This window comes from Gemmata sp. SH-PL17 (genome assembly GCF_001610855.1).
GTDB classification, from domain to species: domain Bacteria; phylum Planctomycetota; class Planctomycetia; order Gemmatales; family Gemmataceae; genus Gemmata; species Gemmata massiliana.
Genome location: NZ_CP011271.1, coordinates 3,845,595 through 3,865,442 on the forward strand (window position 1 = coordinate 3,845,595; position 19,848 = coordinate 3,865,442).

At 64.3% G+C, this 19,848-nt stretch carries 17 protein-coding genes; 6 read left to right on the plus strand and 11 right to left on the minus strand.

Annotation, left to right across the window (positions count from 1 at the left end):
- Positions 1 to 86: 86 nt before the first annotated feature.
- The 5 genes from VT84_RS16040 to VT84_RS16055 all read left to right on the plus strand — a co-directional run bounded on the left by VT84_RS16040 (position 87) and on the right by VT84_RS16055 (position 4,678).
- Positions 87 to 602, plus strand: coding sequence for a transposase (locus VT84_RS16040; protein WP_082840246.1), 516 nt, complete (start codon positions 87 to 89; stop codon positions 600 to 602).
- Between the two features lie 47 nt (positions 603 to 649).
- The gene (locus tag VT84_RS40125) at positions 650 to 1,150 is read left to right on the plus strand and encodes a hypothetical protein (protein WP_052555275.1); all 501 of its coding nucleotides are present in this window, start codon (positions 650 to 652) and stop codon (positions 1,148 to 1,150) included.
- Complete coding sequence (locus VT84_RS38570) at positions 1,137 to 1,298, plus strand: IS3 family transposase (RefSeq protein ID WP_157469536.1); 162 nt, start codon at positions 1,137 to 1,139, stop codon at positions 1,296 to 1,298. The genes VT84_RS40125 and VT84_RS38570 overlap by 14 nt, the downstream gene beginning before the upstream one ends.
- Positions 1,299 to 1,577: 279 nt before the next feature.
- On the plus strand, positions 1,578 to 4,265 hold the full coding sequence (locus VT84_RS16050; protein ID WP_239465864.1) for a DUF1549 and DUF1553 domain-containing protein: 2,688 nt from the start codon (positions 1,578 to 1,580) through the stop codon (positions 4,263 to 4,265).
- Positions 4,266 to 4,369: 104 nt separating this feature from the next.
- The gene (locus VT84_RS16055) at positions 4,370 to 4,678 is read left to right on the plus strand and encodes a hypothetical protein (RefSeq protein ID WP_052555277.1); all 309 of its coding nucleotides are present in this window, start codon (positions 4,370 to 4,372) and stop codon (positions 4,676 to 4,678) included.
- A gap of 49 nt (positions 4,679 to 4,727) precedes the next feature.
- Here VT84_RS16055 and VT84_RS16060 read toward each other — a convergent pair whose 3' ends face one another.
- Positions 4,728 to 5,198: a DinB family protein gene (locus VT84_RS16060; protein WP_082840248.1), complete on the minus strand. Its 471-nt coding sequence runs from the start codon at positions 5,196 to 5,198 to the stop codon at positions 4,728 to 4,730.
- A 190-nt stretch (positions 5,199 to 5,388) separates the two neighbouring features.
- On the opposite strand from VT84_RS16060, the gene VT84_RS16065 reads away from it, so the two are divergent.
- Positions 5,389 to 5,802 carry a hypothetical protein gene (locus VT84_RS16065; protein ID WP_157469537.1) on the plus strand — a complete coding sequence of 138 codons (414 nt, stop codon included), beginning with the start codon at positions 5,389 to 5,391 and terminating at the stop codon, positions 5,800 to 5,802.
- Between the two features lie 927 nt (positions 5,803 to 6,729).
- On the opposite strand, the gene VT84_RS16070 is transcribed toward VT84_RS16065, so the two are convergent.
- The 10 genes from VT84_RS16070 to VT84_RS16115 all read right to left on the minus strand — a co-directional run bounded on the left by VT84_RS16070 (position 6,730) and on the right by VT84_RS16115 (position 19,766).
- Positions 6,730 to 8,076 carry a DUF1552 domain-containing protein gene (locus VT84_RS16070; protein ID WP_082840249.1) on the minus strand — a complete coding sequence of 449 codons (1,347 nt, stop codon included), beginning with the start codon at positions 8,074 to 8,076 and terminating at the stop codon, positions 6,730 to 6,732.
- A gap of 170 nt (positions 8,077 to 8,246) precedes the next feature.
- Positions 8,247 to 10,649: a DUF1592 domain-containing protein gene (locus tag VT84_RS16075; protein ID WP_082840250.1), complete on the minus strand. Its 2,403-nt coding sequence runs from the start codon at positions 10,647 to 10,649 to the stop codon at positions 8,247 to 8,249.
- Positions 10,650 to 10,896: 247 nt separating this feature from the next.
- Entirely contained in the window at positions 10,897 to 12,054 is a 1,158-nt protein-coding gene (locus VT84_RS16080) for a glycosyltransferase (protein WP_052555285.1), read from the minus strand.
- A gap of 15 nt (positions 12,055 to 12,069) precedes the next feature.
- Entirely contained in the window at positions 12,070 to 13,209 is a 1,140-nt protein-coding gene (locus VT84_RS16085; protein WP_082840251.1) for a glycosyltransferase, read from the minus strand.
- A gap of 143 nt (positions 13,210 to 13,352) precedes the next feature.
- Positions 13,353 to 13,796 carry an EamA family transporter gene (locus VT84_RS16090; protein ID WP_052555288.1) on the minus strand — a complete coding sequence of 148 codons (444 nt, stop codon included), beginning with the start codon at positions 13,794 to 13,796 and terminating at the stop codon, positions 13,353 to 13,355.
- Entirely contained in the window at positions 13,796 to 15,544 is a 1,749-nt protein-coding gene (locus VT84_RS16095; protein ID WP_082840252.1) for a hypothetical protein, read from the minus strand. Before VT84_RS16095 ends, VT84_RS16090 begins: the two co-directional genes overlap by 1 nt.
- Positions 15,545 to 15,568: 24 nt before the next feature.
- Complete coding sequence (locus tag VT84_RS16100) at positions 15,569 to 16,252, minus strand: RNA polymerase sigma factor (protein WP_052555663.1); 684 nt, start codon at positions 16,250 to 16,252, stop codon at positions 15,569 to 15,571.
- A gap of 90 nt (positions 16,253 to 16,342) precedes the next feature.
- Complete coding sequence (rlmN, locus tag VT84_RS16105) at positions 16,343 to 17,467, minus strand: 23S rRNA (adenine(2503)-C(2))-methyltransferase RlmN (protein WP_082840253.1); 1,125 nt, start codon at positions 17,465 to 17,467, stop codon at positions 16,343 to 16,345.
- Positions 17,468 to 17,884: 417 nt separating this feature from the next.
- Entirely contained in the window at positions 17,885 to 19,171 is a 1,287-nt protein-coding gene (locus VT84_RS16110) for a metallophosphoesterase (protein WP_082840254.1), read from the minus strand.
- 130 nt (positions 19,172 to 19,301) lie between these two features.
- Positions 19,302 to 19,766 (minus strand): hypothetical protein, encoded by a 465-nt coding sequence (locus VT84_RS16115; protein WP_082840255.1) that lies wholly within the window; start codon positions 19,764 to 19,766, stop codon positions 19,302 to 19,304.
- Between the last annotated feature and the right edge of the window lie 82 nt (positions 19,767 to 19,848).

A 19,848-nucleotide genomic window follows, 5' to 3' on the forward strand; every position in this document is an offset into this window, starting at 1 on the left:
TCACCCCAATCCGCAGGTTTCAAAACGCACGCTATCAGGGCATCTGAAAACGGTCTGGATCGGTAGCCGCCTTGTAGGTTACCGGTGTGGGCACGACACGGAAGCCATACCCAACCGACCTGACAGATGCGCGGTGGGAGCGGCTCGAACCGCTGATTCCCAAACCCAAGTCGGGCACGAAGAAGGGCGGTCGCCGGGCGGTGGACCGTCGGGAGTTGGTGAGCGCTATCTTCTACCACCTGCGTGGTGGGCTCTCGTGGGAACTGCTGCCGCACGATTTCCCGCACTTCAAGACCGTGTTCCACCACCTCACCGCGTGGCGCAAGTCCGGTCTCCGGGAGCACATGCACGCGCGGCTCCGGGCGGACGTGCGGGTCGGGGCCGGGCACCCGCCGGAACCCCAGACGGAGCGCATCGACAACCCGACGGTGAAGACCACACGGACCCCGGGCGACCGCGGGTACGATGGGAAAAAAGGTCAAGGGGCGCAAGCGGTTCATTCTGGTGGACTCGCTCGGGCTCATCTGGGCCTTGTGGGTGACGACCGCCGATCAGCAGGATCGGGACGGGGCCTGCAGGGTGCGCGCACTATGAACCCGTGACGGGGTGAGGGCTTACGACTACACCGAGGGCATCCGGAGGATTCCCGATGCCCTTGCCGCCCGCCGTGGTGTTCGCCGACGTACCGGACCCGCGCCGTGACACCGAGAACAAGCTCCACAAGCTGACCGACATCCTGACCATTGCGACGTATCATGTGGCTCGCGGGACCGCGTTCACCGGCGCTCGCGTGCACCAGTTGCTGGCGAAGTTCGGTCAGACCGGCGTCCCGCCGGGCGCGCGCGACGCGAGTGACTTGCCGGGGACCGACGAGTGCTGGCTTCCGGAACTGGCGAAGCGTCTGGGCGTGAAGCCCATCATCGTGCATCGGTGGCGGTGGTCGGGCTGGTTGCACGCGCGGCAGTTGCGGGGCGAGAACGGTCGGTGGGTGGTGTGGGCGAACGCGGCGGAGGTCGCTCGACTTCGCCGGCTCCGGGCGTTCGAGATCAAGCACCACGGGCGACGAACACCGACCTCGGTGCGGCCCACACCCGCGAGACGGAAGGGCTTCGACCGCCCGACAACGCGGTCACAGAGTGGAGGGAACTGATGGCTCGTTCAAGAAGGAGCTGTTGCACCACGAGGACCACGCCACCCGCGAGCAGGCGAAGGCGAGCAGCTTCGAGTACATCGAGGCGTTCTACAACCGCGTCCGACGGCACTCATCTCTGGGGGTATGTCGCCCCAGAGGAGTATGAACGAACGTATAAAACAACCCGCCGCTAAACACTGTCTACTTTTCGTGGGGAAGTCCAGTAATAACCACCCTGTCTCCCTGACACAAGATTCAGGACGAGCCCGATGCCCTTGGCCAAGCCCGACTGCACCTACTGCCGAACCCAGCACACACTCAAAGAGTAACGGAGTGGTATTATAGTGGGGCACGAAATTCGGATAACGTGCGCGACAAGGTCACTCATTCCGTTCTTGGACCCCTTCTCCGAAAAGGGGAGCGGATATTTTCCCGGAGCATCGCGATGCGGACCCGGCTCCTTTCCCTTGCCGTGTTGCTTGCCCTTTCCGCCGTCGCGTTCGGCGCGGAGCCAGGAAACGTGTGGTGGGCGTTCCGACCACTGAGCCGCCCCACTGTTCCGGACGTATCCGCCACCAAAACTGCGCCCGCGAACCCCGTCGACCAGTTCATTCGCACAAAGCTCAAAGATAAGGGACTCTCACTGGCGCCCGAAGCGGACCGGCGCACGCTGATCCGGCGCGTCACGTTCGGGCTGACCGGACTCCCGCCCACACCCGAGGAGGTCGAAGCGTTCGTCAACGATCGGGACGCGAGCGCCTACGAAAAGCTCGTCGACCGGCTGCTCGCGTCACCCGCTTATGGCGAGCGCTTCGCGCGGCTGTGGATGGACGCGGTTCACTTCGCCGAAACCCACGGCCACGACCAGGACCGCGTGCGCCCGAACGCCTGGCGCTACCGCGACTACCTCATTCAGGCGCTCAACGCGGACACGCCCTACGCGCGATTCGTGAAGGAACAGGTCGCGGCGGATGTCTTGTTCCCCAACGAATCAAAGCTGATCCCGGCGCTCGGGTTCCTCGCCGCCGGGCCGTGGGACGAAAGCTCTCTGCGCGACATCCGCGAGGACAGCATCGACCGCGAGGCCGGCCGGTACCTCGACCGCGACGACATCGTTACCACGGTATTCAACACATTCTCGGGGCTAACGGTGCAGTGCGCCCGGTGCCACGACCACAAGTTCGATCCGATCACGCAGGAAGAGTACTACCGGCTCCAGGCCGTGTTCGCGGGCGTGGGGCGCGGGGACGTCGCGTTCGAGCCGAACCCAGCGACGGCCAAGAAGCGAACCGAACTCCGGGACCGGCTCGCGGCCATTGCGAAAAACGCTCCCGAACTGGACCTTACGTCCGCCCATGTGAAAAAGACTGTAGCGGAGTGGGAGCTAAAGCACGCCGGGGCAGGGGTGGTGTGGACCGTCCCCGCTTTCACCGCGATCACCTCAGACGCGGGATCGAAGCTCGTGATGCGCGGTGACGATTCGATTCGCGCCGAGGGCACGCGCCCGGAGCGCGATACGTACACACTCACCACGCGCGTGAAAGCCCGGCGCGTCACGGCCGTGCGGCTGGAATTACTCACGGACGAGACGCTGCCCATGCACGGCCCGGGTCGGTGCGACAACGGCAACTTGCACCTCAGTGAGTTCAAGGTTACCGCGTCCGACGGGGGGAAGCCGAGGGCGCTGAAGGTTCGCAACGCGACCGCGGACTTCGACCAATCCGGCTGGACCGCAGCGCACGCCATCGACGGTAATCCGGGCACCGCGTGGGGCATTTACCCGCAAGTCGGCAAACCGCACGAGGCCGTATTCGAGTTGGCCGAACCCGTTGCTGCTGGGGGTGAAACCGAACTGACGTTCGCGCTCGAACAGTTGCACGGCGGCGGGCACCTGATCGGTCGGTTCCGGCTCTCGATTACCGACGCCCCTCCGCCCGTGAAAGCGACCGCACTGCCGGCCACGCTCCAAACCATACTCGCGACCGCACCGGCCAAACGCACGGACGTTCAGGCGCGGGAACTCGCGCTGCACGTCCTCAAGGAACAAACAGGCGCGGAACTCGCCGCTCTGCCCGCGCCCGCGGTGGTCTATGCCGCAGCACCGAACTTCACGGCCGACGGCAGCCACCGGCCCACACCCGCTCCGCGCGCAGTGCGAATGCTCAAACGCGGCGACATTCGCAAACCGGGCGAGGAAGTCGAACCGGCCGCACTGTCACTTCTGGCGAAGTTGCCGGGCGAATTCGATTTGCGCCCCAATCACACCGAAGGCGCCCGCCGCGCCGCACTCGCGATGTGGCTGACCGACACGAATAACCCGCTCACGTGGCGCGTGATGGCGAACCGCGTGTGGCAGTGGCACTTCGGTGCGGGGCTGGCCGGAACGCCGAACGACTTCGGGCGAATGGGGCAGAAGCCCACACACCCTGAACTGCTCGACTTCCTCGCGTCCGAACTGGCGAACCCCGACAGTAAGGTCGGGGGCGGTTCACTCAAGCACCTGCACCGGCTCATCGTCACGAGTGCGACTTACAAACAGGTGTCGCTGTCGCGTGCCGAGGGGCTGAAGGCGGACGAGGACAACAAGCTCCTCTGGCGGCAGAACCGCACGCGACTGGACGCGGAGCAGGTCCGCGACGCGGTGCTCGCCGTCAGCGACCGGCTCGATCGCACGGCCGGCGGGCCGTCGGACCAGCAGTTCGACATGAAGCCCGGCATCCACGTGACGCCGGTGGTGGATTACAACAAGTTCGCTTGGGAGAAGAAAGAGGGGCACCGGCGCAGCGTGTACCGGTTCGTGTTCCGCACACTCCCCGACCCGCTCGTCGAGTGTTTGGACGGTGCCGATGCGTCCGCACTCACGCCGAAACGGAGCGAGTCCGTCACCGCGCCGCAAGCCCTCGCGCTGCTGAACAACGAGTTCGTACTCGTTCACGCGCGGGCGATGGCCGGGCGACTGGCAATGCACTCCGCGGACCGCGCGAAGCAGGTCGAGTTCGCGTGTCGGCTCGTGTGGGGGCGCCCGCCGTCGGCCGAGGAGGGGAAGCTCTTCACCGCCTACGCGGACAAGCACGGGCTCGCGAATTTCTGCCGCGTGCTTTTCAACACCAACGAATTCCTCTTCGCGGATTGATGTGCGTGGCCGACGAAAATGGCCACGAAGGCGCGAAAAGAAGGTGAGAATAGGGACCGGGGACCAAGGCGCTGTTTCCCCCACAAGCGGCGGAGGGTACCAAAATGCCAGACGAATGGGTCGCCGTGGCTGTCATGCTGGGTGCGGTCGCGGTGCTAGTAACGGTTCGGCTCGCGGTAGCGCGCGGAAGCGCGATCGAGTTCGCGGACGCACGCGAAGAACAACTCACGCGCCGACTCGCAGCGCGCGTGCGGTGCGCGCTCGCGGACGCGCTGCCCGCGGTGCGAAACGAGATCCGGCACGGTCCGAACCAGACCGACGAAACGCTCCTGAAACGGGCCGAGTACCACTATCGGCAGAACCTCCCCGAACCCGCGCCCTGTCGGGTCTACCGCGACGGGGTGCGGCGCTGAGGGTGAGCCCCTTCGCTCCGGTCGGAGCGACCCGCTGTTGGTCGGTTCGTTACACGGGCTTGCCGAGGTTGGCCCGCTTGCCGTGGATGAACGTGAGGTGCTCGTCGATGTGGGCGATGTAGTCCCCCACGAGCATGCCGAGGGTAACGGTCCCGCGCCGGTTGTGCGTGCCCGTCCGCGTGAATGCGTCGTCGGGCAGGCGCCGGAGCACCCGCGCCCACTGCCGGCGCCCCACTTCGAGCAGCGTGAGCGCGTCTTCCAGGTCCTGATCGTGCGTGAAGAGGCGCGCGACGTAGGCCGTCTCGTTGGCGTAGAGCAGGGGCGGGTTGTCCTCGGTGACGATCCGCTTCATCCGGTCGATGCTGATCGCGTCGCTGTCCGCGATGTGACTGACCACTTCCAAAATCGACCACGCGCCCGGTCCGGGGCGCGCGGTCAGTTCCTCGCGGGTCAAGCCGGCGGCCGCGGCGCGGAGCTTCGCGGGCGCGGATTCATACGCATCAATGAGGGCACGATCCATTGTGGTCCCCGTTCGGTGCTTCGGCTCGCTTCAGTGCGTTTGTCACGTGATGATACCCGGTTCAAACCACTGCACAACCCAGCGAGTTTGCGCAGGTCATTGCGAACTTGCATTTTCACCCGGGCGTCGCTATTCCCGACCCACCGAATTGACTAAAGAACCGCGCCGGATCCAAGCTCACGGGTGAGCCATGCGAGGAGCGTTGTACAGTCTGTGGCTCGGGGGCTTTACCCTGCTCGCAGGGGCGGGGTGTCAAATCACGTCCACCACTCACGCGCCGGCCGAGGGCACGACGCACCAGCGCGGGAAAGCGGTCGTTCCGCCGGGCGATGTGTTGGAGGTCTACTACCCGGTACCGTTCGTGTCGCCCCCGAACCTCACCACGCAGAGCACCTTTGACGACTGCTCCGTGCTCGAACAGAAACCCGATCACTTCCGCATCAAGAACCCCAATCCCTTCTCGCGCGAGGTCACCTGGGAAGCGCGGGGCGTACCGATCACGGCGGTGAGTACCCCAACGGTGCAGATCGGAGTGGGAACTCCGCCCCCAGCGCCGACCGCGCGGAAAGAGGAGCGGACCGAGTTCGCGAACGGCGCCAAATAACGCACTTTGCTGCCAGTAGTCGGTCCCGTCGAGTACCTTGAAACGTCCCGGGGAAGTTGGAACCGCGGACGCATCCTGACGATTCAGCGCGTGGGTGATGGGCGCGCAGAACGCGCGCCAAGCCGCTCGGCACGCGCCGACAGCCCCAAGGGTTCCTCGATCGGTTCGCGGCCGTGATCGCCGAGGACACCACCTCGATTGCTTTGCCCGTGACGCGGGCGACCGAGTTCCCCGGTTGTGGTGGGTCGACGGCTCGGAGGGAGCCGCCGCACTCGATACCTTCCTGCGCCGGAACCGGCGAGATCCGCGCCCTGACCGCGCCCTGACCGCGCACGCCTGGCACAGCCGATCGCCACTTGACTGTTGAACCCCAAGCCCTGCCCGACGGCAGCCGGTATCTGGTCGACCTCAGTTTCATTCGTTCGGAGCACCGGCGCGCCTTCGCGTCGGGAACCTTTTGGATCACGCGGCGGCGCTACAACTGGCACCGTGCGACTGGCAGGTGTGGGCCACGAATGTCCCGCCCCGTGTTCCGAACACCTCGAACGTAAACGGTACCGCTGTCGGTGGCAGATCGAGTTGTTCTTCAAGCGCGAAATCATTGGGCGGTTGGCGCGTCGATCCGCGTCACCGGGCGTTGCGCGTACAGGTGGAATTGTGGACCAAGTTACTGGGGCGTGGTGATGCACCGGGCGGTCTTGATGGGCGGCGCGAGCCTGTGGAAATTGACGCGCGTGGTGTGGGAATAGGGACGCGCGGCGAGCGGGTGGTGCGCCTGGAACGAACTGGCGCGCGTCCCGAAGCAACGTGCCTCGAAACGCAAACCGCGCGCGTTCCAAACCTAACTCGTTCAACCACTACACGCTAACTTGATCGCATCTGGGGATGCGGCACCGGCCGTTCGTCGTTTTGCTCTCATTCGCTGTCTCAAAGCTTCAGTACACCGGTGCTATCGCCGAAGGAACTGGCCGGAGCGCCCATCCGCTCGAAGAGCGCGAGGTACAGGTTCGTGATCGGCGTGTTCGCGCGCTTCGGGAACACGATGTGGCGCCCCGACTCGATCGTACTACCACCTCGACCCGCGAGCAGGATCGGCAGGTCGTCGTGGTTGTGCCGGTCCCCGTCGCCGTTGCCGCTGCCGTACACGATCATCACGTTGTCGAGCAGGCAGCTCCCGTTCGCCTCCTTCACGGCCTTCATCTTGCCGAGCATGTAGGCGAACTGCTCCATGTGGAACGTGTTAATCTTCTTGATCTTCGCGAGCTTGGTCGCGTCGCTGCCGTGGTGCGAGAGGTCGTGGTGCCCCTCGGGGACGTCGATCATCTTGTACGGCTTGTTGCTCCCCTCGTTGGCGAAGGGCAAGGTGGCCACGCGCGTGAGGTCCGTTTGGAACGAGAGCACCATTAGGTCGGCCATCAACCGCATGTGCTCTTGCAGGTCTTTCGGGACACCGGTCGGGGCGGCCATGTTCGGCTTCGGTACCGGCGCCCGACTCACTTCGCGCGCCTTCTGAATCCGCTGCTCGACCTCGCGCACGCTCGACAGGTACTCGTCGAGTTTCTTCCGGTCGCCCGAGCCGAGCGTCGCGTTCAGACCCTTCGCGTCTTCCATTACGAAGTCGAGGACGCTCTTGTTGTACAGTTCGCGCTTGGCCCGCGCTTCGGCGAGTTCCTTCGGATCAACGCCGCCGAAAAGTCGCTCGAAGACGGCTTTCGGGTCGCACTCCTTGGCGTTTGGCGTCGATTCCCCGCGCCACGACAAGTTGGAGGAGTACGCACACGAGTACCCGCTGTCGCAGTTACCGGCCTGTTGCCCGCGTTCGATACCGAGTTCTAGCGAGGGGAACCGAGTTTTATCGCCGATCACGGTGGCGACGTGCTGGTCGGCCGAAATGCCCGCCCGGATGTCGGCCCCGTGCGTTTTGCGCGCTTGCCGACCCGTGAGGAACGCGGACATGGCGCGGGCGTGGTCCCCGGGACCGTCACCGTTGGCACGGGCCTTGTCCAACGTGAGACCGGAGATCACGTTGATGTGATCTCTGAACGAGTTCAGCGGTTCGAGGATACCCGTCAGCTCTTTGAGCTTTCCTTCCGCCGCCGGCGTCCACGCGGCCATGTTCACGCCGTTCGGGACATAAACGAAGGCGAGGCGCTTGGGCGCCCCTGCCACGGCAGGGGCAGCAGGCGCCGCGACCGCGAACGATTCAAGAAAGGGCAAGGCAATGGCAGTGCCGAGTCCCTTCAGCGCGGTCCGGCGGGAAATCGACTTCTTCATTGGCAGCGTGCTCCGGATTGTTGGCCCTCGACCTCACGGACGGGGCGGCACACGGGCAGGTAGCATGCAAACGGCGGGATCATTCAGGCGGGTCGCGGGAACGTTAACTAGCTGATCGGCAGTCACTCCGCACTTGCGCGCGGAGTTCACCAAGAACGCGAGCGCACAAGTTACTCGGTTCGTTTACCCTTGCGCTTCTGGAACGGGTCGGACTTCACGACCGCCAATACCAGGGCCGAGAACTTATCGCCCTCGGTTTTTGAAGCCTTCACGATGTCGTCGATCGCGCACTTATCGTAATACTCTAATCCCCGGCCCAGACCAAAGGTAAGCAATTTTTCCGCGAAACAGTTGCGGAACTGGTCGGCCTTACCGAGCAGCACTTTTCGCAGGCCCGCGGGTCCGTTGAACTTCACCCCGCCGGGAAGTTCACCCGTGGAATCAATGTTCTGCTTGTTGTCCTGCGTGCGCCACCCCCCGATCCCGTCGAAGTTCTCTAGCCCGAAGCCGAGCGGGTCGAGCTTGTTGTGACACACGGCACACTTCGGGTCGGCCCGGTGTTGCTCCATCTGCTGCCGGAGCGTTCCCTTAAGTTGGCCGGTCGGGGGTAGTTCGGGCACATCGGGCGCAGGAGGGGGAGGCGGGGTGTTGAGTACGTTCTCGAGAATCCACTTCCCGCGCTTCACCGGACTGGTTCGGGTCGGATTTGAGGTTACGGTGAGCGTGCTGGCCATCGTGATGATGCCGCCGCGCCGGGTATCGGGCAACTTCACTTTGCGGAACTCGCTCCCCTTCACATCGGTAAGTCCGTAGTGCTTCGCCAGTTTGTCGTTGACGAAGGTGTAATCGGCGTCGAGGAAGTCGAGGATCGGGCGGTCGTTCTGGACCACGAACTCGAAGAACGTCTCCGCCTCCTGAATCATCGCATTGCGGAGCGCTTCGTCCCAGTTCGGGTAGTATCCCTTATCGGGACTGAGTGTCTTGAGGTTGCGCAACTGGAGCCACTGCCCCGCGAAGTTCTCGGACAGCGCCCGCACCTTCGGGTCTTTGAGCATGCGCTTCACTTGCGCTTCAAGGGTACCGGGTTTGCGCAGCTCGCCCTTCGCTGCGAGCGCGAACAGTTCCTCGTCCGGCATACTCGACCACAGGAAGTAGGAGAGCCGCGTCGCGAACTCGAAGTCGTTGATAGTGCGGACGTCGTTGGGGTTCTTCGGATCGTCCTCGATCCGGTAGAGGAAGTGCGGCGACACGAGCACCGCTTTCATCGGGAGCCGGAGCGCCTTATCGAACGCTTCGCCCTGCTTGGTGGCGACGTCGAAGAGTTGCATGAGCCGCACAATTTCGTTCGGCGCGACGGGCCGACGGTAGGCGCGACGAGCGAAGTTGGCAACCACCTTCTCGGCCGCGGCGCGGGCGCCCGTGCTAGACACGGGGCGGGCGACGAGGAGCAGCTTCACCGAGGCCGGCTCCGGCGGCGGAACCGGGTTGAACGGTCCTTCGATCTCGATGCGCTCCAGCCCCATCTCGCGGAACTTCTTGTTCGCCTTGTCCTCGAAAGCGTTGGTGAACGCGACCGCGACGCGCTTCTCACCGGCCGGGAGTTTGGCGCGAACTTCGTACACCTGGGATTTGCCCTGCTCCGCGTCCACGGTGAGCGTTTTGATGTCCTTGCCGTCCACACGAACGGTGGCTTGTGGGTAAGCGTCGCCGATCTTCGTGCCCCACGCTTTGAAGCGGACGACGTACTCGCCCTCGGCCGGGAAGTTAAATTTTTCCAGGAACCCGGACCCTTCCGAGGTGAACACGATCTTGTTAATCGGGTCGCGTGCCTTGGCACTCCGCGGAATCACGAGGATGTTTTGTGCTCCGAAGCCCTGCTTGCTACTTTTGGCGGGTTCGGGGATGTTCATCGCTGCGGTAACGATCTTGTCCGCGGCCGCGAGGTACTTCTCGAGCAGAATCGGCTGGAACGAAAGCACGTCGCCGATGTTGTCGAAGCCGTAACCGACGTCGTCCGAAGGGAACTCTTCAGCGGGCTTAAAGTCCACACCGCAAAGGTCACGGATGGTGTTGTTATACTCGGCACGGTTGAGGCGCCGGATCGTCACGCGGCCCGGGTCTTTAGGCGTGGAGGGGGAGCAGTCAACCTTGGTGAGCGAGTTCTCGATCCAGTTGAGGATGAACTCTTTCTCGTCCTTCGTCGGTTGGGGCTTCTTGGACGCGGCCGGGGGCATTTCGCCGGACGCGATCACGTGCTGCATCGCGCTCCAGTTCTTGCGATCCTTGCGTGCCTGAGCCTCGCTCGTGTAACTCTCCAGCGACAACCCACCCTTGGCCTTCTCACCCTTGTGGCAATCCAGGCAGTATTTCTGGATGAACGGCAGCACCTTTGCCTTGAACACCGGATCTTCCGCGGGCGCCGGCTCGGCGCGCACCGGTGATTCGGTGAAATCGGTGACCGGCGCGCGAGCCGTTACGTCCTTCGGCTTCTCATTGAGCGCGAGCGCCCAAACGGCGGTACTCGCCGTGGCAGTCATACCGACGAGCGCGAAAAGGACGGGTCGCAACACCATCGAGGTCTCCGCAAAGTGCGTGCGGGAGGAGCGAGTTAATAGCTGGAAGGTAATACAGGCGGGACAGAGTCTCTGATTAAAAATGTAGCAAACCCTGTGGAAAACTCAAACGGAATGTGCCGTTGCATCTGGACAAGCGTTGCGAAAATGGCGGTCAGAAAGAAATCGCGATCCGCAAGCCTGTGATGAGCCTCTACAAAAGAAAACGGCGCCGGGAATCCCCGGCGCCGTTCATATTCTCGTCAGATTAACGACCGGCGAGGTCGCTGTAGAACGTCTCGAACCGCTTCGTCATGGCCTCACGGCTGTACTCGGTCCCCACGCGCCGACGTGCCGCAGCCCCGTACCCCGCGGCCCGGAGCGGGTTCGCGAGCAAATCTCCGATCGCGTTCACCATTGCATTTGAGTCGCCCGCGGGAACGACCAGACCGCACCGACCGCCGTCGAGTACCCGGGCGTTCGCCCCCACGTCCGTTGCGATTACCGCGCGTCCCGCGGCCATGTATTCGAGCAGTGCGTTCGACATACCTTCGGAGTGCGACGGGAGAACCGCGATGTCCACGCCGCGCAGGAACCCCGGCACGTCCGAAACCGACCCGCGCAGAACGAAGCGCTCACCTAAACCGAGTTCCGCGTGCAGGGCCGTCAGTTTCGCGCGCTGTTCGCCGTCACCGGCCACCTCGAACACCAGTTGCGGGAACCGTTCCAACGCCGCACGCGCCGTTCGCATCAGCCCGTCGATGTTCTTCACCGGGCGCAGGTTCGCGACGCACCCGATGCGCACGAGGCGCTTCGAGGTGTCCGGGAGCAGGAACCGCTTGAAGCGGGCCGTATCGACACCATTGGCCAGCACGACCACGCGGGCACGCGGGACGCCGTCGCCCTCGACGAGCGCTTCCTTCCCCACGTCCGTGTTCGTGAGCGTCAGGTCCACGAACGGCCGCAGCATCCGGTTCATGACGCGGTGCTTGCGCGTGAGCCAGTAGCCGAGGTTGTTGCGCACGCGGAGCACGTTGCGGATGCCGCACATTTTGGCCAACGGCGCCCCGAGGTACGCGGCGTCGAGGAAGTACGTTTGGAGCACTTCCGGCCGGTGCTCGCGCCAAAAGGCACGCAACCGGTTCGCCGCGGTCACCGCGCGCCCGCTGAAGAGTTTTTGAACTCCGAGCCGAATGACAGGACAATTGGTCGGTTCGAGGTTACGCGACAGGTCGTCCTCGCCGTCGAGCAGCACGAGGATCGGCTGAACGCGCGTGCGGTCGAGTTCGCGGATGAGTGCGAGGAGCTGGGTCTCCGTTCCGGCGCGACTCAGGCGATCGATCATGAAGCAAACACGAACGGGGTCGGCTGTGGCGACCCGGGCCGGTGCGTGGATCATGGGGCGCGGTGCGAGTAGTGCGGACATCCTGTCCTTCTTTCCTCAAGCGACGGCTTCAGCAGGTGTGGGACGCAAGGTGTTGAGTAATCGGAGATACGCTGTCGCTTGAGCCTGGAAGGTGAACAATTCGCGCATCCGGTCGCGCCCGGCCGCACCGAACCGGGTGCGGAGGGGGGCGTCGCGGAGCAACTCACCAACTTTGTTCGCAATGTCGGCCGGGGAGCCCGGTGGAACGAGGAAGCCGTTCACGTTGTCGGCAATGGCCTCGGGCGTACCGCCGACGGCGGTCGCGACCACTGGCACGCCCGCGGCACTCGCTTCGAGCGCGACGTTGGGCAGCCCTTCTGTGTACGAGGGGAGCACAACCACGTCGGCACTGCCGATGAGTGAATCGAGGTCGGTGCGAAAGCCCGGGAGCACGACACGGCCGGTGAGCCCGAGTTCCGCGATCCGGCGCTCCAGTTCCCCGCGCAACTGTCCCTCACCGAACAGCACGACGCCGGCCGAGGGGTTCGCGGTGACGATAGAACGCGCGGCTTCGATCAGTACACCGAAGCCCTTTTCCGGGCTGAACCGCCCGGCCCCGACAATAATCTGCGAAACGCTCGTGTCGCACCCGAAGAACGCGCTCAAACGGGCGCGCGCGGTCGGGTCCGTGCGCTCGAACGCGCCGAGCCGCGCACTGTTGCGAATCACGGTCAGCCGGTTCGCGGGTATACGGCACCAGCGCCGCACCTTCTCGGCCTGCCCTTCCGACACGCACACGACGTGGTCCATGAACTGCATGTGCCGGCGGTCGATCCACTCGTAGGCGCGCACCTTACCCGTTTCGCCGGTCCACCCGCGCGACACCGCGACCGCGGGGATTCCGACGCGGCGCGCGGCGAGCCGACCGAGCACGTGGGCCTTGTAACCGTGGCAAATGAGCACGTCGCACGTGGTCGCGCGGAGCAGATCGGACACTTCGCGAACGGCCGCGAACACTTTTGGGAAATCGTTTTTGAGCGGCGCGGTCGCGAAGCCCTGTGCGCGCACGAATTCGAGGAACGCGCCGCCGCGCCCGCCCTCGGAGAACGTGCTGAACGTGGTGCGCACGAATTCGGGGAGCGCGAGCGCGAGCCCGAGCATCTGCCGCTCCGGGCCTCCGAAAAACGTGCTGGCGGTAAGGTGAACGAGGTTCATTAGTCCCGTGCGCATCCGTGCGGCAGGCGGGCGAGTCCGCTTAAGGGAGGAAGTGTAGGGGTTGTGCCGGTTCGTTGTCTACCCGACTTTTCACATTCGCGCGATTGGAGAGTTCCCAAATCGGATATTCCCCGCGAACGCCCCTAACGCTTCAGAGCAAGCACGATCACACCCGAAGCCACCAACCCGATGCCGGTCCATTCACGAAGGCTCAATCGCTCGCGTAAAAACACCACTGCGAACACCGCGACCAATACCACGCTCAACTTGTCCACGGGTGCGACCTTCGACACCTCACCAACCTTGAGTGCGCGGAAATAGCACACCCACGACGCGCCCGTTGCGAGTCCGGATAGTACGAGCAGGAGCACCGCGCGCGACGAGAGCGGTTCGGACGTGTTCCATTTCCCGCCGACCGTAACGAGGCCGAGTAAGCACACGAGCACCACTACAGTGCGAATGAGCGTAGCGAGGTCGGGGTCGATGTTGCTTGCCCCCGCTTTCGCGAGAACGGCAGTTACGGCCGCGAACGCGGCAGACAGCAGTGCCCAGAACACCCACGAGTCACTCACGGCACGCGCCCTCATCAGTGAGAGGGGCGCGCGATCGCGGGCGCGCCGTAAGTTGCGTCCCATTTCTTTGGGGAACCCGGGAGCATGACGCCGGGCATCGAGAGATCGTACTTGGTCGCGTAGCGGACGAGTTCGCGCGAGTAATCGGGCCACTTGCCTTCGACAAATCGCAGCGACCGCTGTTCTTCGCCGGTCAGTTTTGGGAACAGCTCTTTGGTGACGAAGGTTCGCACCGGCTCCTTGAAATCACCGAGCCGGGCCGGACCGAGTTGCGGCATGTTGGGCGGGACGAACTTGCCCAACGGTACCTCTTTCAGCACTTCCAGCGGGAACTCTGGCCACTTCCCGAACGTGTTCGGTTTGAGCCGACTCGCGCCGCCCTTCTTCGTCGCCGCGCGTGCATACAACTCGGGTAAATCGTTCGGTTCGGTAATCATCAGTTTCGCTTCGGCCGGTTCGGGCAAGTACGGGTGGAGCCGGCTGAGTTCATAGACGGTCAACCCGTACCAGGCCCACGTCCCGTCGCGCCGGGCGAGTTCGAGCGTGCGCCGGTACTCAATCAGTTGTTCGAGGGACAACCGACACCGTTTCACATCGTCCACGCGGAGAACCGATTGTGCGAACTCCGTCACCTCTTTGCGCCCGGCTTCGGTGTCGAACGGCCACGGCGATTTGTTCGCGGCGAACGCCTCTGCGTGCTGGCGAACGAACGCGAGCCGCTCGCGGCGCACGGCCTCGTCGTCCTTCCACTGCTTGATAAGTTCAGCCTTCTCGTTCGCGTTGGTGAGCGAGTCCACCTTCTTGCGCAGCGCCGTCGGGAGCGCGTCCAGCCACTGTTGCTCGCGCAGGTCGCGGACCACCTCGCGCCGCAAGTGGGGCGTGGCAGCTCCCAGTACCCCGCGCCGGTCCGCGTCGGGAAGGCGGTCGAGCCACACCGCGAACGCTTCCAGCGCACGGAACAGGCGGTCGCGTTCTCTCGGCTCCTTCGCGTAAAGTTCCTGATCGAGTTTCACGATCTCGGCCTGGCGGGTCGGCGGCAGTGTGCGGAACGACCGCGCGAGTGCCTCGAACTGCTTGCCGGTCGGCTTGTCGGCCGTGTCGCCGTGCGGGATCTTGAGGCTCACATCGTAGGCGACCGCCGGGTCGTCGCCGAACAGCTCCGGCTTCGCGAGTTCCTGAACGAACGCGATGTCGTCGGCTACTGCGAACAGCGGGAGGTTCTCGATGACCCGAGAATCGGGATCGTTCCTCGCGTCTTCGTCCTTGTTGTGCGAAGCGGACAAAAAGGGCCGTGCCGCTGCGGTCGCAAAGTACCCCAACACCGCGAACACCGTGATCGCTGCCGCAATCCCCGCGGCCCGTAACAGAGGGCGCGGGCGCCGAATGAGACCCGGTACGTCGTCCTCGGGGAGCACGATCGGCATCGACGTGGACACGTTTGAGGCAGATCCCGCCTTTGAACGAGTCCCCCGCGAGGGTGTGGGACTAGCCGGTTGCGTCCCGCGCGATTTGGCGGCCGGGATCAGTTCGAGTGTGCGTGTGGTGAAGTTCGCCGACGGTTCGGGTTTGGGCAGGTAGTCGAGCAGATCAAAGGACTTTTTCAGCGCGGCCGCGCGCGCACGCGCCTCCGGATCAGCAGCGAGCCGGGCCGCGACTTTGCGCGCAGCAGGTTCGTCCAGTTCCCCGTCCAAATACGCGACCAACTCGGCCTCGAACGGGTCGGGCGCGGGGCCGTCGTCAATGTTTGGGTTCTCGGAAGCCATGATCGCCCCGCAAATGGCGGTCGCTTACGGGTCCGCGTCCTCGGTCACGCGATCCCCCTCCACCTCGGCATCTTCGGGCGGCGGCACTTCTCCGTCCATGTAAATGTAACCCTGAAGTGCCTCGCGCAGCTTGCTCCGGGCGCGACTTAATAACGATTTCACCGCTTTGGTGGTTAGCGCCATCACGTCCGCGATGTCGGAGTAGTTCATGTCCTCGAACTTGTTGAGGACGATCGCCATCCGCTGGCGCTCGTTGAGGCCGTCGAGCGCGGTCCGGATCACCTCGGCGAGTTCCTGTTGTTGCAGGTTGTGGGTGGGCGGCTCGGCGCGCGTGGGGGCGAGGGCCTCGGTGGGGCGCGGACCGAGTGGTCCCGAGTCCCGCACTTCCAACGGCATAACGGGTCGGCGCTTCCGATCGCGGAGGGCGTTTAGTGCCAGGTTGTTGGCAATGGTGAACAACCAGGTGGAGAACTTGGCTTTGGGGGTGTACTTCTTGCGCGTGCGGTAGACCCGGAGAAAGACTTCTTGCGCGAGGTCTTCGGCCTCTTCCGCGCTGCCGACGAGATGGTGCATGACGGCGACGAGGCGGTGCTGGAACCGCTCCACCAGCTCACCGAACGCGGCCGTGTCGTCGTCCCGGACCCGGAGCATGAGCCGGATGTCCGGGTCGCGGAGCGCCATCTGCGCGCTGGTGTGACCGATCGCCATCCACGCCCCCGCGCCCGGTCGGTGCCGACCCGGGCGGTCCTTGACTGTTGGGCCAAGCGGCCAGTTCGTTTCCGATAATCGCCGGCCCACTCACGCCGGCTGGCCGCTCTCGACTTTCCGGCGCAACTGCCCGCACGCGGCGTCGATCTCGGCCCCCTTGCGCTTCCGGACCTTCACGCTGATGCCCGCCTTGCGGAGCGTATCGATCAGGTACTGGAGGTCCGCGTCCTGCGGGCGGCGGTACGGCAGCCCCTCCACGTCGTTCCACGGGATCAGGTTCACGTGCGCCTTGCGCCGCGCGAGCAGCCCCGCGAGTTGCCGCGCGTGCGGGGCCTGGTCGTTCAGCCCACCGAGAACAACGTATTCGTAAGTCACCTGGCGGCCGGTTTTCTCATAGAACTCGTCGGCCGCGGCGAGGATCGCGTCCATCCCCGTTTTGTCGTTGGTCGGCACGATCCGCGTGCGGAGTTCGTCGTTCGGGGCGTGCAGCGACACCGCGAGACTGTACTGCTTGCCGCTCTCGGCGAGCTTCCGGATCTTGGCCGGCAGCCCGACGGTCGAGATCGTGACGTGCCGCGCACCAATACACAGCCCGTTCTTGTCCCCGGCGGTCCCGAGCGCGTCGAGCAAGTTCTCCAGGTTCGCGAGCGGCTCGCCCATCCCCATCACGACGACGTTCGTTAACCGCGGCGCCCGTTCCGGGTTCGTGGTCTCGGGGTCCGTCAGGTTGCGGAGCACCACCAACTGTTCGAGTAACTCACCGGTCGTTAAGTTCCGCACAACGCCGTTTAATCCACTGGCACAGAACACACAGCCCATCCCGCAACCGACCTGGGTGCTGATACACGCGGTCGCGCGCCCGTCGTCCTGAATCAGCACTGCCTCGATCATCCGGTCGTCGGCGAGCCGCAGCACGAGCTTGTGCGTGTCGTCCCGGGCGACGAGGTGGCGCTCGACGCGCATCGAGAACAGTCTGAAGGATTCGGCCAGTTCCGCCCGCAACTGTTTGGGCAGATCGGACATAGCTTCAAACGTCGTCGCCCGACCCGCGAGGACTTGGCGCCGGATTTGGCCCACGCGCATGGGCGGTTGCCCGCGTTCCTGGAGCCACGCACGCAGAGTATCGACCGGCACATCGAGGATGCCGGGCTTGGGTGGTAACGGGGCCGCGCTCTCGGGCGCACCGGAGGCAAGAAGCGGTAGCGGTGCAGACATAGCTGTTATTCTAGCGCGCCGAGGGGAATCGGGGAAGCAAACCGGTACATTCGCACTTCAGAGAGTCGGTGCCGGGGCGCGCCTGTATCCCGTTCATCTCGATAATCCTGTCTGCTCTTGCGCTGGACCACTGGCCCGAAGATGTGGCGCGCCGGTTCGGGCGGCGCGACCCGTCAGCGATGACCAAGCGCCTCGCGGTGCTCGAAGACACCTGGCGGCCGTCGGCTGACGCGAGCGTGAGAAGTTGCACGGCCTCAACCTGTGCCACTCCACGAAATCGCCGAGCGGTGGATCAGTAAGTTCGAGCAGAAGCGTGTGGGCACAACGCACAAGAGCCACGGCTCCCGTTGAAGCTGGGTTCTTCCCAACTCCGGTGGAGAGCCGCGGCTCCGGTTCGAGGTGACAAACGACGGGACGTTATTTGTCGTCCAGTTCGAGGTTCAGGTCGTTGGTCCCTTCCTTGATCGTGACCTTGATCGGCGACTTACCCGGGGTCGCGTACCGCTCGGCGAGCTGGCTCTTTTCCGGGATCTCGCCGTCGTAGTACCCGCCCTTCGCGGTCCTCACCACGGTGACCACGAACTCGCCCGCGGGGGCGCCGTCGAACTTCGTGTACGTCGTGACCGTGAACTTGCCCGTCTCGTCGGTCAGCCCGTCGCAGACCTGGGTGTACTTCTCGGTTTCCTTGTTGTACGTGTGGAACGTGATCGTCGCGCCCGCGAGCGGCTTCCCGTCGAGCTTCAGCTTCCCGGTGACCGGGAACGTGTCCTTCTTTTTCGACGGCCGGGCCTTTTCGTCGCTGTCGGGCAGCTTCAGGTTCGTCGGCAGGACGCCGCCGAGGTCCACGTTCACCAGCACCGGGGCGTCCTTCTTCATGGTGACGAGCATCACCTGGTCGAACTCGCCGTACTGCGGGCCGCGCATCCGGCTGCCGCCCCCGGTGGTCGCGAGTTGGTAATACTGCGTGTCGTTGCGCTCGAAGACCTGGTAGCGGTGAACGTGCCCGACGAACACGTTGTGCTTCCGGCCCGCGAGCGCCTTTTCGACCGCGCCCCACCCGTTCTTCTCCAGATCCTTCGCAATCCACAGCGGCTTGTGCATGAACACGAACGTCCACTTCACGTCCTTGTTCGCGTCCAGGGTCTTCGCGACCCACTCCTGTTGCTCCTTGTCGATGGTCCCCATATCCGGCGGGTTCTCCGAGCACAGGCAGAGGAACAGGGCGCCGCGGTACGTGAAGTGGTAGTAGCGCTTGCCGTAGCGCTCGCCCCACTTGGCGACCTGGGTCTTGTTGGTGAGGTCGTGGTTCCCGGGGACGTAGAAGAACGGCATCTCGAACCGCTTCACGTACCCGTCGAACTCGTCCCACTCGCTCTTGATCGTCTCTTCCTTGGTCGTGTACCCCTCGATGAGGTCACCGACCGACATCACGAACTGCGGTTGGAGCCAGTTGACCTGCTGTACGGCGCGCGAGAACACCTTGTCGCGGTGCCCGCCGGTGCGGTCGGACACCACCGCGAACGTGAACTGGTTCGGGTCGTTGTTCAGCTTCAGGGAGGTCCAGGGGTTCTTTTCCCCGGCTTCGATTTTCAGCACACTGGGGTCGCCGTCGCGCTCCCGGTCCGGGGCGGCGCCGGACCGGGATAGCGCGATCACCCCACCGATCGCGGCGCAGGTGACGAGTCCGAGGAAGAACTGTTTCATTGGCAGCTCCGAGTCAAGCGAGGCTACGAGCAGTACACCAAGCGCGGCTAGGATATGTAACCGGCGTGGTGGACCGCAAGAGGGGGATTCACTTGTTCACGGAAGCTTCGCGCGAGTTACCGGGAGCCAGCTACTTTGTGGTCAGCTCGAACGGGGGAAGTTCGGTCGGCTTCTTCTCGACGGTCAGGCGCACCGGGGACTTCTCCACAGTGGCGTACTTCCCGTTGAGGCGGTCCTTCCCTTCGTACTGGTTCTTCAAAAGGCCGGAGCGCTCGCGCCACGTGAACGTCACGATGTAATCCCCGGCCGGGGCGCCGTCACCGGTACCGTAAGTGGATAACGCGAACGCGCCGTTTTCGTCGGCGACGGCGAGGGGAATGGTGCGGTCCTTCCCCTCACCGTCGGCCGGGTTCGCCGGGTACAGGTAAATGAAACAGTCCGCGGCCGGTTTCCCGTCCACGAGAATCTTCCCTGAAATCGGGTAGCACTTCTTACGACCGTCGCTGCACGACGCGAGGAGAAACACGAATGGCACGAGGACGAGGTACGCCCACAGTTTCCGGTGGGCGTATTTTATGGAGCGGGTGAGGGGCATGGTTTCGGTTCCGGGGCGGGGGTACGTCCAAATTGTGTTTGGGAGGCGCTCGCTTAACTCGAAGTCATTATGCGGGCGAAAA

Bases quoted from the DNA above. Each gene is read 5' to 3' on its own strand.
- VT84_RS16075 (WP_082840250.1), bottom strand. From the start codon at position 10,649: ATGGTGTTGCGACCCGTCCTTTTCGCGCTCGTCGGTATGACTGCCACG.
- VT84_RS16055 (WP_052555277.1), top strand. From the start codon at position 4,370: ATGCCAGACGAATGGGTCGCCGTGGCTGTCATGCTGGGTGCGGTCGCG.
- VT84_RS16085 (WP_082840251.1), bottom strand. From the start codon at position 13,209: ATGAACCTCGTTCACCTTACCGCCAGCACGTTTTTCGGAGGCCCGGAG.
- rlmN (WP_082840253.1), bottom strand. From the start codon at position 17,467: ATGTCTGCACCGCTACCGCTTCTTGCCTCCGGTGCGCCCGAGAGCGCG.
- VT84_RS16060 (WP_082840248.1), bottom strand. From the start codon at position 5,198: ATGGATCGTGCCCTCATTGATGCGTATGAATCCGCGCCCGCGAAGCTC.
- VT84_RS16110 (WP_082840254.1), bottom strand. From the start codon at position 19,171: ATGAAACAGTTCTTCCTCGGACTCGTCACCTGCGCCGCGATCGGTGGG.
- VT84_RS16065 (WP_157469537.1), top strand. From the start codon at position 5,389: ATGCGAGGAGCGTTGTACAGTCTGTGGCTCGGGGGCTTTACCCTGCTC.
- VT84_RS16080 (WP_052555285.1), bottom strand. From the start codon at position 12,054: ATGTCCGCACTACTCGCACCGCGCCCCATGATCCACGCACCGGCCCGG.
- VT84_RS16090 (WP_052555288.1), bottom strand. From the start codon at position 13,796: ATGAGGGCGCGTGCCGTGAGTGACTCGTGGGTGTTCTGGGCACTGCTG.
- VT84_RS16070 (WP_082840249.1), bottom strand. From the start codon at position 8,076: ATGAAGAAGTCGATTTCCCGCCGGACCGCGCTGAAGGGACTCGGCACT.
- VT84_RS16115 (WP_082840255.1), bottom strand. From the start codon at position 19,766: ATGCCCCTCACCCGCTCCATAAAATACGCCCACCGGAAACTGTGGGCG.
- VT84_RS16095 (WP_082840252.1), bottom strand. From the start codon at position 15,544: ATGGCTTCCGAGAACCCAAACATTGACGACGGCCCCGCGCCCGACCCG.
- VT84_RS40125 (WP_052555275.1), top strand. From the start codon at position 650: ATGCCCTTGCCGCCCGCCGTGGTGTTCGCCGACGTACCGGACCCGCGC.
- VT84_RS16100 (WP_052555663.1), bottom strand. From the start codon at position 16,252: ATGGCGATCGGTCACACCAGCGCGCAGATGGCGCTCCGCGACCCGGAC.
- VT84_RS16050 (WP_239465864.1), top strand. From the start codon at position 1,578: ATGCGGACCCGGCTCCTTTCCCTTGCCGTGTTGCTTGCCCTTTCCGCC.